Raw genomic sequence first — 12,484 nt, 5'->3', positions numbered from 1 at the left:
GAATAGAACGTTTAGCGCGAGGACTTCAGGTGATAAAGGATTAGCACAACTTAGCCTTGAGTCCCTGGCAAATCGATTTGTGCATCCAGTAAGGCCATGAAAGCCCGCGCAGCATTCGACAGTGTCCGTTCGGTGTGCAGGATATAGCCTAGCTGGCGAGTGAGTTGTATGCCCGGTAAAGGAATGCGCGCGACCTGCTCATCGAGCATGGTGCGCGGCAAAACGCTCCAGGCCAGGCCGATCGAGACCATCATCTTGATGGTTTCCAGATAGTTGGTGCTCATGGCGATATTCGGCGTCAACCCCTGAGCTTCGAACAGGCGCTGGACAATATGGTGGGTAAAGGTATTGCCGCCAGGGAATACCGCTGGATGCAGGGCAATGTCCGCCAGACTGACCGGGCCATTGCTGACCAGCGGATGTTCCGGTGCGGCGACGAAGTCCAGCGGGTCATCCCAGACCGGCGTCGCCCGCACCAGCGCATGGGGCTCCGGTGCAAGGGTGATCACCGCCAGTTCGGCGCGGCCATGGAGGATTTCTTCGTAGGCGACTTCCGAATCGAGGAACTGAATGTCCAGCGCCACCTCTGGATAGCGCCGGGTAAAGGCCCGCAACAGCGGCGGCAAGCGGTGCAGGCCGATATGGTGACTGGTCGCCAGGGTCAGACGGCCGGTGACCTTGCCGGTCAGATTGGTCAGCGCGCGACGGGTGTCATCCAGCACATTGAGGATCTGATAGGCCCGGGGCAGCAGGGCGCGTCCGGCTTCGGTCAGGCTGACTTCACGGCCGAGCCGGTCGAACAGGCGCACCTTGAGTTGCTGCTCCAGCCCGGCAATCCGTTTGCTGATGGCTGGCTGCGTCAGGTGCAGGCGTTCACCGGCACCGGAGAAACTGCCGGTCTCGGCGATCGCGATAAAGGCATTGAGGTTGGCCAGATCCATGGTTGTATTCCAGGTGGTTATCCAAAGCATGAAAAATATGAATTTGAGTTATTTAATGTAACGCCATAGGATCGACCTCACAAGCCAAGGGGTTATTGAGATGCATCAAAACCCACGGCATAGAAACAAGCTGATGAGGACCGTCTGATGGCCGGCAAAACGCTGTACGACAAGCTCTGGGATTCGCATTTGGTCAAACAGCGCGACGATGGCTCGGCGCTGATTTATATCGATCGTCACATCATTCATGAAGTGACCTCGCCGCAAGCCTTCGAAGGCCTGCGTCTGGCCGGGCGCAAGCCTTGGCGCATCGATACCAACATTGCGACCCCGGACCACAACGTACCGACCACCCCGGAGCGTAAAGGCGGCATCGAAGCCATCGTCGACCAGGTCTCGCGGTTGCAGGTTCAGACCCTCGACGACAACTGTGACGAGTACGGCATCGTCGAATTCAAGATGAACGACGTCCGTCAGGGCATCGTTCACGTCATTGGCCCGGAGCAGGGTGCAACCTTGCCGGGCATGACCGTGGTCTGCGGCGACTCCCACACCTCGACCCACGGCGCCTTTGGTGCCCTGGCTCACGGGATCGGCACTTCCGAGGTCGAGCATGTGCTCGCCACTCAGTGCCTGGTCGCGAAAAAAATGAAGAACATGCAGGTTGTAGTTGAAGGGCAATTGCCGTTCGGCGTGACCGCCAAGGACATCGTTCTCGCGGTGATCGGCAAGATCGGCACTGCCGGCGGCAACGGCCATGCCATCGAGTTCGCCGGTAGCGCGATTCGTGATTTGTCGGTCGAAGGCCGCATGACCATCTGCAACATGTCCATCGAAGCCGGTGCACGGGTGGGGCTGGTTGCGGCGGACGAAAAGACTGTCGCTTACGTCAAGGGCCGTCCGTTTGCTCCGAAAGGCGCGGAATGGGATTTGGCGGTCGAAGCCTGGAAAGATCTGGTGTCCGACGCGGATGCGAAGTTCGACACCATCGTTGAGCTCGACGCTACTCAGATCAAACCGCAAGTCAGCTGGGGCACATCTCCGGAAATGGTCCTCGCGGTCGACCAGAACGTGCCGGACCCGGCGCAAGAGCCTGATCTGGTGAAGCGCGATTCCATCGAGCGTGCCTTGAAGTACATGGGTTTGACCGCCAACCAGGCGATTACTGACATTCAACTGGACCGTGTGTTCATCGGTTCCTGCACCAACTCGCGGATCGAAGATTTGCGCGCTGCTGCGGTGATCGCCAAGGGCCGTAAAGTGGCCTCGACCATCAAGCAGGCGATCGTGGTCCCGGGCTCGGGTCTGGTGAAGGCGCAGGCTGAACTGGAAGGTCTGGACAAGATTTTCCTCGAAGCCGGTTTCGAGTGGCGTGAACCAGGTTGCTCGATGTGCCTGGCGATGAACCCGGACCGCCTGGAGTCTGGCGAGCATTGCGCGTCGACTTCCAACCGTAACTTCGAAGGCCGTCAGGGTGCCGGTGGTCGTACGCACCTGGTCAGCCCGGCCATGGCCGCCGCCGCCGCCGTCAACGGTCGTTTCATCGACGTCCGCGAATTGATCCAGGGAGCGCAGTAATCATGAGAGCATTTACCCAGCACACTGGTCTTGTCGCGCCTCTGGATCGTGCCAACGTCGATACCGACCAGATCATTCCCAAGCAGTTTCTCAAGTCGATCAAGCGCACCGGCTTCGGCCCGAACCTGTTCGATGAGTGGCGTTACCTGGATGTGGGGCAGCCCTATCAGGACAACTCCAAGCGCCCGTTGAACAAGGATTTCGTGCTCAACGCCGAGCGCTATCAAGGCGCCAGCGTATTGCTCGCCCGGGAGAACTTCGGTTGCGGCTCGAGCCGTGAGCACGCACCGTGGGCACTGGAAGAGTACGGCTTTCGCAGCATCATCGCGCCGAGCTATGCCGACATCTTCTTCAACAACAGTTTCAAGAACGGCTTGCTGCCGATCATCTTGAGCGATGCTGAAGTCGACGAGCTGTTCCAGCAGGTTGAAGCGAATCCTGGCTATCAGTTGCAGGTCGATCTGCAAGCCCAGACGGTCACCCGTCCGGATGGCAAGGTGTTGAGCTTCGAGATCGATGCGTTCCGCAAACATTGCCTGCTCAACGGTCTGGACGATATCGGTCTGACCCTGCAGGACCATGAAGCGATTGCCACCTTCGAAGCCAAGCACCGTGCGAGCCAGCCTTGGTTGTTTCGCGACGTGTGATTGATCCGCAATTGATGTCGGCAGTGCTGGCCTCATCGCGAGCAAGCTCGCTCCCACACTGACCGCGTGAACACAGTAGATCAAATGTGGGAGCGAGCTTGCTCGCGAAGACGGCAGCCCAGACAACACAAATATCAGGACTTCACTATGACCGGCACCTCCAAGCACACACAGGTAGTACAAAAGCAATTCGGTGAACAGGCCGCGGCCTATCTGAGCAGCGCCGTGCACGCTCAAGGCACCGAGTTCGCGCTGCTACAGGCCGAGCTGGCTGACCGCTCCGATGCCAGGGTTCTGGATCTGGGGTGTGGCGCCGGTCATGTCAGCTTCCATGTCGCTTCGTTGGTGAACGAGGTCGTGGCTTACGACCTGTCCCAGCAGATGCTCGACGTGGTGGCGGACGCGGCGGTCGATCGTGGCCTGAGTAATGTCAGCACAGTGCTGGGCGCTGCCGAGCGTTTACCGTTCGCCGATGGCGAGTTCGATTTCGTCTTCAGCCGTTATTCGGCGCACCATTGGAGCGATCTCGGTCTGGCCCTGCGTGAAGTGCGGCGGGTGCTCAAGCCGGGTGGGGTAGCGGCCTTTATCGATGTGATGTCGCCGGGTAGTCCATTGTTCGACACTTACCTGCAAAGTGTCGAAGTGCTGCGCGACACCAGCCACGTGCGCGATTATTCTGCCGGTGAGTGGTTGCGTCAGGTCAGCGAAGCGGGTTTGCATACCCGTAGCACCACACGCCAGCGTCTGCGTCTGGAGTACACCTCCTGGGTCGAGCGTATGCGTACGCCTGAAGCGCTGCGGGTGGCGATCCGTGAATTGCAGCAGGCCATGGGCAACGAAGTGCGCGAGTATTTCGAGATTGAGGCCGATGGTTCGTTTAGTACCGATGTGCTGGTGCTGATGGCTGAACGATAAGCGCCGAACGATAGAATTTTTTCCGGGTATGCCCGCGGGCACGCCGACAGATGACATGAGGAAAGCATGAGCAAGCAGATTCTGATTCTCCCAGGTGACGGTATTGGCCCGGAAATCATGGCCGAAGCAGTCAAAGTGCTGGAGCTGGCGAACGAAAAGTACAGCCTGGGCTTCGAACTGAGTCATGACGTGATCGGTGGCGCGGCCATCGACAAGCACGGCGTGCCTTTGGCGGATGAAACCCTGGAGCGCGCTCGCGCTGCCGATGCGGTGCTGCTCGGCGCTGTGGGCGGTCCGAAGTGGGACAAGATCGAACGTGACATCCGTCCTGAGCGCGGCTTGCTGAAGATTCGTGCGCAACTGGGACTGTTCGGCAATCTGCGCCCGGCGATCCTTTACCCGCAACTGGCTGATGCATCGAGCCTGAAACCGGAAATCGTCGCTGGTCTGGACATCCTGATCGTCCGTGAACTGACCGGCGGTATCTATTTCGGCGCGCCGCGTGGCGTGCGCGAGCTGGAAAATGGCGAGCGTCAGGCCTACGACACGCTGCCTTACAGCGAAAGCGAAATCCGTCGCATCGCCCGTGTCGGTTTCGACATGGCCATGGTGCGCGGCAAGAAGCTCTGCTCGGTCGACAAAGCCAACGTACTAGCCTCCAGCCAGCTGTGGCGTGAAATCGTCGAGGAAGTGGCCAAGGATTACCCTGAAGTCGAACTGAGCCACATGTACGTCGACAACGCCGCGATGCAGCTGGTGCGCGCACCGAAGCAGTTCGACGTGATCGTCACCGACAACCTGTTCGGCGACATCCTTTCCGACGAAGCGTCGATGCTCACCGGTTCCATCGGCATGCTGCCGTCGGCGTCGCTGGATGCCAACAACAAGGGCATGTACGAGCCGTGCCACGGTTCGGCGCCGGACATCGCCGGGCAAGGCATTGCCAACCCGTTGGCGACCATTTTGTCGGTCTCGATGATGCTGCGTTACAGCTTCAATCTGCTGGATGCCGCTGATGCCATCGAGAAAGCCGTGAGCCTGGTGCTGGATCAAGGTTTACGTACTGGCGACATCTGGTCGGTGGGTTGTGCCAAAGTCGGTACGCAGGAAATGGGCGATGCAGTAGTCGCCGCGCTGCGGAATCTGTAATCTCTTGGGCCCGCTGCAACTTTCAACCTTGAAAGCAGCGGCCCACTTTTTCAAGAAGGTGTAGTTGCGATGAAACGTGTAGGTCTGATCGGTTGGCGCGGTATGGTCGGTTCCGTGCTCATGCAGCGGATGCTGGAAGAGCAGGATTTCGATCTAATCGAGCCGGTGTTTTTCACCACTTCCAATGTCGGTGGCCAAGGCCCGTCCGTGGGCAAGGACATTGCTCCGCTCAAGGACGCTTACAGCATTGAAGAGCTGAAAACCCTCGACGTGATTCTGACCTGCCAGGGTGGCGACTACACCAGCGAAGTCTTCCCGAAGCTGCGCGAAGCCGGCTGGCAGGGTTACTGGATCGACGCCGCTTCCAGCCTGCGCATGCAGGATGATGCGGTGATCGTGCTGGATCCGGTGAACCGCAAGGTCATCGACCAGCAGCTCGACGCGGGCACCAAGAACTACATCGGTGGCAACTGCACCGTCAGCCTGATGCTGATGGGCCTGGGCGGCCTGTTCGAAGCCGGTCTGGTGGAGTGGATGAGTGCCATGACTTATCAGGCGGCCTCCGGTGCCGGCGCGCAGAACATGCGTGAACTGATCAAGCAAATGGGCGCGACCCACGCCGCTGTCGCCGATCAACTGGCCGATCCGGCCAGCGCCATCCTCGACATCGACCGTAGAGTCGCCGAAGCCATGCGCAGCGACGCGTACCCGACCGAAAACTTTGGCGTACCGCTGGCCGGCAGCCTGATCCCGTGGATCGACAAGGAACTGCCGAACGGTCAGAGCCGTGAAGAGTGGAAGGCTCAGGCCGAGACCAACAAGATCCTCGGTCGCTTCAAGAGCCCGATCCCGGTCGACGGTATCTGCGTGCGGATCGGCGCCATGCGCTGCCACAGCCAGGCGCTGACCATCAAGTTGAACAAAGACGTGCCGATCGCCGATATCGAAGGGCTGATCAGCCAGCACAACCCTTGGGTCAAACTGGTGCCGAACCAGCGTGAGATCAGCATGCAGGAGCTGAGCCCGACCAAGGTCACCGGCACCCTGAATGTCCCGGTGGGCCGTCTGCGCAAGCTGAACATGGGTTCGCAGTTCGTCGGCGCCTTCACCGTCGGCGACCAACTGCTGTGGGGCGCGGCCGAACCGCTGCGTCGCATGTTGCGGATTCTGCTTGAGCGTTGATTGATTGATGTAATGAAGAACCCGCGCCTTGAAGGAGGCGCGGGTTTTTTTATGTTGTCAGTCTGAGGGGGCGTTGGTGCCTGTCAGGCCGTCATCGCGAGCAAGCTCGCTCCCACAGGGACCGTGTGAACACTGGAGATCCAATGTGGGAGCGAGCTTGCTCGCGATAGGGCCGGCACAGGCGCCACAAAACCCCCGGTGAATTGCCTGCATGCCAACCACCCGGTAAAGTGCCGCTCCCCCGTTTCGCCTGAGGTAGCAACATGAGCCAGTCCTTTGATATCGCCGTGATCGGCGCCACCGGTACTGTCGGCGAAACCCTCGTCCAGATTCTCGAAGAACGTGATTTCCCGGTTGCCGATTTGCACTTGCTGGCCAGCAGCGAGTCGGCCGGGCATTCAGTGCCGTACCGCGGCAAGAACGTGCGGGTGCGTGAAGTCGATGAATTCGACTTCAGCAAGGTTCAACTGGTGTTCTTCGCGGCAGGCCCTGCGGTGACGCTGAGTTTTGCGCCGCGCGCTACCGCTGCCGGTTGTGCGGTGATCGATTTGTCCGGAGCATTGCCTGCCGCGCAAGCCCCACAAGTCGTTCCTGAAGCCAATGGCCAGGTACTGGCGGGGTTGAAAAAGCCCGTACAACTGAGCAGCCCCAGCGCATCGGCCACGGCGCTGGCAGTAGTGCTGGCACCGTTGCGTGGTTTGCTCGATATCCAGCGGGTTAGTCTGACCGCCTGCCTGGCAGTCTCCTCCCAGGGTCGCGAAGCCGTTAAAGAGCTGGCGCGACAAACCGCTGAACTGCTCAACGTTCGCCCGTTGGAGCCGCGATTCTTTGATCGGCAGATGGCCTTTAACCTGTTGGCTCAAGTCGGTAAGCCTGATGCTCAGGGCCATACCGCGCTGGAAAAACGCCTGGTCACAGAGCTGCGCGAGGTTCTGGCAGCGCCTTTGTTGAAGATTTCTGTCACTTGCGTTCAAGCCCCGGTGTTTTTTGGCGATAGCTTTACCGTGACCTTGCAATCAGCGACCGCTATCGACCTGGCAAAGGTCAACGCGGCACTGGACGCAGCTCCAGGCGTCGAGCTGGTCGAAGCGGGTGATTACCCGACGGCAGTGGGGGATGCGGTGGGGCAGGATGTGGTTTATGTCGGACGGGTTCGGAGCGGTGTCGACGACCCGGCGGAACTTAATCTGTGGCTGACGTCAGATAACGTACGCAAAGGCGCCGCGCTGAACGCGGTGCAGTTGGCTGAGTTGTTGATAAAAGACCTTCTGTAAAAGATACTTGGCAACAATTTGCAGACTGATTCTGGCCGGGCGTAATGCCTGGCTGGCTGTTGTTGGAGGCGAGCCATTGTTTGGGGCCTCCAGGGGCATGATTGAAATAATCGCGTGCAGGTGACGTTCAACACTGTGCGCAATGCCTTATGGCAGCGGCTACTACACCTTCTCGCAGGCCGGGGAGTGTTTAAACAAAGGATAAGGCTATGGTTCAAGTTCGCAAACTGGTGTTGGCAATTGCGGCCGCCTCGGCGCTGTCCTCCGGTGTGGCGCAGGCTCTTGGACTCGGGGAATTGACCCTGAAGTCAACTGCGAACCAGCCGCTGGTGGCGGAAATCGAACTGCTTGATGTCAAGGATCTCAGCGCTGGCGAAGTGGTGCCGAGCCTCGCGTCGCCGCAAGAGTTCGCCAAGGCGGGTGTCGATCGTCAGGCGTTCCTCAACGACCTGACCTTCACCACGGTGCTCAATGCCAGTGGCAAAAGTGTTTTGCGCGTGACGTCGAGCAAGCCGCTTTCCGAACCGATGGTCAAATTCCTGGTGCAGGTGATGTGGCCTAATGGCCGTCTGCTGCGCGACTACAGTGTGTTGCTTGATCCCTCGAAGTTCTCTCCACAAACCGCCAAAGCCGCCGCTCAGCCTGCGTCGGGTCAATCCGCTGCGGTCACGGCTCCCGTCACCGGGGCAAGCAAGCCTGCGCAATACACCACTACGCGGCGCGACACCCTGTGGGAGATCGCCGCGAAAAACCGTAACGGCGCTTCGGTCCAGCAGACCATGCTGGCGATTCAGGCGTTGAACCCGGATGCCTTTATCGACGGCAACATCAATCGGCTGAAAACCGGTCAGGTGCTGCGTTTGCCGGACGCGGTGCAAAGCACCAGCCTGGAGCAACCTCAGGCCATTGCCGAAGTGGCTGCGCAGAACACTGCCTGGCGCCAGGGCCGTCGTTCGGTCGCACGACCCGCGCAACTGGATGCCACCAAACGCGCGCGTGGCGATGCCGCGCCGTCGCAAACGCCAGCCAAGGATAAATTGAGTCTGGTTTCCGCCGAGTCCAGCAACGCCCGTGGCAAAGGTGCGGCTGGCGACAGCACGGCGCTGAGCAACAAGCTCGCCGTCACCCAGGAAAGCCTCGATTCGACCCGGCGTGACAATGCCGAGTTGCAAAGCCGCATGACGGATCTGCAAAGCCAGCTGGACAAGCTCCAGCGCTTGATCGAATTGAAGAACAATCAGTTGGCCAAACTGCAAGCCGAAGGCGCGGGCGCTGCTCAGCCTTCAGCGCCGATGTCGGCCGAGTTGGCCGCTGATCCTCAGGCTGCCCAACCTGCCGTGACGCCACCGGGAGCAGCGCTGGCACCTGATGCTGCCACACCTGCTGCCGTACCTGCTGCCGTGCCTGGCGAGCCGCCGATTGAAGCGGCGACCCCAGCTGTCGATGAGCCGAAATACAACGATCTGCTGACCAATCCAGTCCTGATGGGATTGGTCGGTGGTGGTGCGGTAGCGGTGCTGCTGTTGCTGCTGTTGTTGGTGCGTCGTCGCAAAGCCCGGCAAGAGGCCGAGAAGCACCTGCGCATGGCGCGAGCCTTGTCGGAGGAACCGGAGTTTTCCATCGATCTGGATCTGCCGGAAAGCAGCTTCGAAGGCCTTGAAGTTCCTCCGCCGAGCTTGAAACTCGCTCCAGCTCCAGCTCCAGCTCCAGCTCCAGCTCCAGCTCCAGCTCCTGTCGTCGAACCTGTTGTGGTTGTAGCGCCCATCGCCGCACCGCTGGTTGCGCCTGCGGCCGAGCGTTCGGATGACGTTCTGCTGCAAGCGCAATCGCATATCGAGCGCGGCGCTCTGAATCAGGCCGCCGACATTCTGGAAGCAGCCATCAAGCAGGAGCCGCAACGCAGCGAGCTGCGCTTGAAGCTGATGGAAGTCTATGGCGGGCAGGGCGATCGTGACGCATTTGTCGCTCAAGAGCGCCAGTTGGTTGCCAATGGCAAGAATTACGCTGAAGTCGAACGACTGAAAAGCCGTTTCCCGGCGATGGTCGTCGTAGCGGCCGCAGCAGGTCTCGGCGCGGCGGCGGTGGCGGCCGAGCTGGACGCTCAATATGTCAAGGATCTGCTGCTCGATGAGCCTGAGGCGCCAGCCCCGGCTCCGGTTGCAGCGGATGATGAATTCGATACGGATTTTGATCTGAGCCTGGATGATCTGGAAACGGCTGCTCCCGCTCCAGTTCCCGCTCCAGCGCCTGCGGTGGTCACCCCTGCGCCGGAGCTTGACGACTTTCCACTGGATGACGACTTGAGCTTCGAATCGGTTTTGCAGCAGCAGACTGAAGCGAAGGAGAGCCTGGACGATCTGGAGGATTTCGACCTTGATCTCGGTGGCGATGTGCCGGCCCAAACGCTGGCTGACGACGAGTTTCTGCTGAGTCTTGACGATGATCTCAAAGATCTGCCGGCAACCGAGGCGCCAGTGGTTGCCGAGGCATTGCTCGATGATCTGGACCTGCCAGCTGATTTCGACCTGTCTCTGGCTGATGAATTTGATGTGCAGGCCGAGCCGGATGCGTTCACTTGCGAGCTGGATGACGTCAACGCCGAGCTCGATCGTCTGGCGCAAAGCCTGGAACAACCGCCTATCGCAGAACCGTTCGCCGAGCCACGCTTCGCGGCCGAGGATGCAGCAACGGACATTGACGAGCTCGAGTTCGACTTCCTCTCGGGTACCGACGAGGTCGCGACCAAGCTGGACCTGGCTCAGGCTTACATCGACATGGGCGACAGCGATGGTGCACGGGATATCCTCGGTGAAGTGATCACTGAGGGCGATGAAGGCCAGAAGAGCGAAGCCAAGGAAATGCTGACGCGTTTGGTCGGATAGAGCACCCGGTATAACGATAACGGCAGCCATCGAGGCTGCCGTTGTTGTTTAAAATCCGGGGGCATTGTTGCCTGGGATGCCGTCTTCGCGAGCAAGCTCGCTCCCACAGGTTTGCACACGCCTGATAATAGATGGCGTCTCGGTCTCGTGGCCTTATAATGGCCGCCTTTGCGTAAATCAGCAGGCTGTACGTCCTTGGCAAATATAGATAGCGCGGCCGCCGAAATGGCGGCCGCAGGTTTTTCCAGAATCGCTCTGGGTGTTGAATACAAGGGTTCGCGTTATTGCGGCTGGCAGCGTCAGGCTTCCGGCGTTTTGACGGTGCAGGAAACCCTTGAAAATGCCTTGTCCAAAGTCGCCGACTCTCCGGTATCGCTGATGTGTGCCGGGCGCACCGACGCCGGTGTGCATGCCTGCGGGCAAGTGGTGCATTTCGATACTCAGGCCGAGCGCTCGATGAAGGCCTGGGTCATGGGCGCCAATATCAATCTGCCCCACGACATCAGCGTGAGCTGGGCCAAGGTCATGCCGGCGGATTTTCATGCGCGCTTCAAGGCGATCGCCCGGCGTTACCGTTACGTGATTTACAACGATCAGATTCGTCCGGCGCATTTGAATCAGGAAATCACCTGGAACCATCGCCCGCTGGACGTACAGCGTATGGCGCAAGCCGCCGAGTATCTGGTCGGGACTCACGATTTCAGCGCGTTTCGTGCGGGTCAGTGCCAGGCCAAGTCGCCGGTCAAGAAGCTCCACCATCTGCGGGTGACTCAACACGGCAAGATGATTGTGCTGGATATCCGCGCCGGTTCATTTCTGCATCATATGGTGCGCAACATCGCCGGGGTGCTGATGACCATCGGTGCGGGCGAGCGGCCGGTGGAGTGGGCCAGGGAAGTGCTCGAAAGCCGTATCCGCCGAACCGGCGGTGTGACAGCCCATCCGTACGGGCTGTATCTGGTACAGGTCGAGTACCACGACGAGTTCGAATTGCCCGAGCGTTTCATCGGTCCACATTTCCTGACCGGTTTCTCGGAACTTGACGGCTGACGCCCGGAAAAGCATTTGCTACCATCCGGGACTTTCCCGGATAAGTCCTGAGGTTCCAACGATATGTCGGCCGTTCGCAGCAAAATTTGTGGGATTACCCGCATAGAAGATGCGTTGGCGGCGGTTGATGCCGGGGCGGATGCGATTGGTCTGGTGTTCTATGCCAAAAGCCCGCGGGCGGTGAATGTGCAGCAGGCGCGGGCGATCATCGCCGCGTTGCCGCCGTTCGTGACCACCGTTGGCCTGTTCGTCAACGCCAGCCGTTGCGAGCTCGGTGAGATTCTCGATGCGGTGCCGCTGGACCTGTTGCAGTTTCACGGCGATGAAACCCCGGCCGATTGCGAAGGCTATCACCGGCCCTGGATCAAGGCGCTGCGGGTCAAGGCCGGCGATGACATCGCCGCCAGTTGCAAGGCTTATGCGGGCGCCAGCGGTATTTTGCTCGATACCTATGTCGAAGGCGTTCCTGGTGGTACCGGTGAAGCCTTCGACTGGTCATTGGTGCCCAAGGACCTGGGCAAGCCGATCATCCTCGCGGGTGGTCTGTCGGCGACGAACGTGGCGCAGGCCATTGCGCAGGTCCATCCGTATGCGGTGGACGTCAGTGGCGGGGTGGAGCAGAGCAAGGGCATCAAGGATCACGCGAAGATTCGGGCGTTCATACAGGCTGTACGTAACAGCAAGTAGTCGATGTGACGGCTGGCAGTCTGCCGCCGTCCATAACACCACTGTACAAAACAGGCTGGCACCGTCGCTGGACGGGCCGAAACCGAAGTGGCAACCGCTCTGCAGCGGTGGCCGGGATGGCTGAGGATTCGTTGGGTTGCATGCAGGTCAAGCCTCGCGCTGACCGCGGTAACCAACGG

Annotated in this window: 10 protein-coding genes; 9 read left to right on the top strand and 1 reads right to left on the bottom strand. The window is 59.9% G+C overall.

The genetic code is table 11. The annotated features are described in order from the left end of the window. Positions 1-50: 50 nt before the first annotated feature. On the bottom strand, positions 51-941 hold the full coding sequence (locus AC3I0A_RS18510) for a LysR family transcriptional regulator (RefSeq protein ID WP_489373666.1): 891 nt from the start codon (positions 939-941) through the stop codon (positions 51-53). Between the two features lie 147 nt (positions 942-1,088). Between AC3I0A_RS18510 and leuC the strand changes: the two genes are divergently transcribed. The 9 genes from leuC to AC3I0A_RS18465 all read left to right on the top strand — a co-directional run bounded on the left by leuC (position 1,089) and on the right by AC3I0A_RS18465 (position 12,305). Then, entirely contained in the window at positions 1,089-2,519 is a 1,431-nt protein-coding gene (gene leuC, locus AC3I0A_RS18505) for a 3-isopropylmalate dehydratase large subunit (protein WP_489373664.1), read from the top strand. 2 nt (positions 2,520-2,521) lie between these two features. Continuing rightward, positions 2,522-3,166 (top strand): 3-isopropylmalate dehydratase small subunit, encoded by a 645-nt coding sequence (leuD, locus tag AC3I0A_RS18500; RefSeq protein WP_489373663.1) that lies wholly within the window; start codon positions 2,522-2,524, stop codon positions 3,164-3,166. Between the two features lie 147 nt (positions 3,167-3,313). Next, positions 3,314-4,081 carry a class I SAM-dependent methyltransferase gene (locus AC3I0A_RS18495; protein WP_489373661.1) on the top strand — a complete coding sequence of 256 codons (768 nt, stop codon included), beginning with the start codon at positions 3,314-3,316 and terminating at the stop codon, positions 4,079-4,081. A gap of 66 nt (positions 4,082-4,147) precedes the next feature. After that, complete coding sequence (gene leuB, locus AC3I0A_RS18490; RefSeq protein ID WP_489373660.1) at positions 4,148-5,230, top strand: 3-isopropylmalate dehydrogenase; 1,083 nt, start codon at positions 4,148-4,150, stop codon at positions 5,228-5,230. 69 nt (positions 5,231-5,299) lie between these two features. Further along, entirely contained in the window at positions 5,300-6,412 is a 1,113-nt protein-coding gene (asd, locus tag AC3I0A_RS18485) for an aspartate-semialdehyde dehydrogenase (RefSeq protein WP_123425727.1), read from the top strand. A 263-nt stretch (positions 6,413-6,675) separates the two neighbouring features. Beyond that, positions 6,676-7,686: an aspartate-semialdehyde dehydrogenase gene (locus AC3I0A_RS18480; RefSeq protein WP_489373658.1), complete on the top strand. Its 1,011-nt coding sequence runs from the start codon at positions 6,676-6,678 to the stop codon at positions 7,684-7,686. A gap of 209 nt (positions 7,687-7,895) precedes the next feature. Continuing rightward, positions 7,896-10,568, top strand: coding sequence for a FimV/HubP family polar landmark protein (locus tag AC3I0A_RS18475; protein ID WP_489373656.1), 2,673 nt, complete (start codon positions 7,896-7,898; stop codon positions 10,566-10,568). Between the two features lie 225 nt (positions 10,569-10,793). Beyond that, on the top strand, positions 10,794-11,618 hold the full coding sequence (gene truA, locus AC3I0A_RS18470; RefSeq protein ID WP_489378542.1) for a tRNA pseudouridine(38-40) synthase TruA: 825 nt from the start codon (positions 10,794-10,796) through the stop codon (positions 11,616-11,618). A gap of 63 nt (positions 11,619-11,681) precedes the next feature. Continuing rightward, positions 11,682-12,305 carry a phosphoribosylanthranilate isomerase gene (locus tag AC3I0A_RS18465; protein ID WP_489373654.1) on the top strand — a complete coding sequence of 208 codons (624 nt, stop codon included), beginning with the start codon at positions 11,682-11,684 and terminating at the stop codon, positions 12,303-12,305. Positions 12,306-12,484 lie beyond the last annotated feature (179 nt).

This window comes from Pseudomonas sp. KH_024_B2 (genome assembly GCF_057839965.1).
This window is presented reverse-complemented; position numbering and strand designations above follow the sequence as displayed.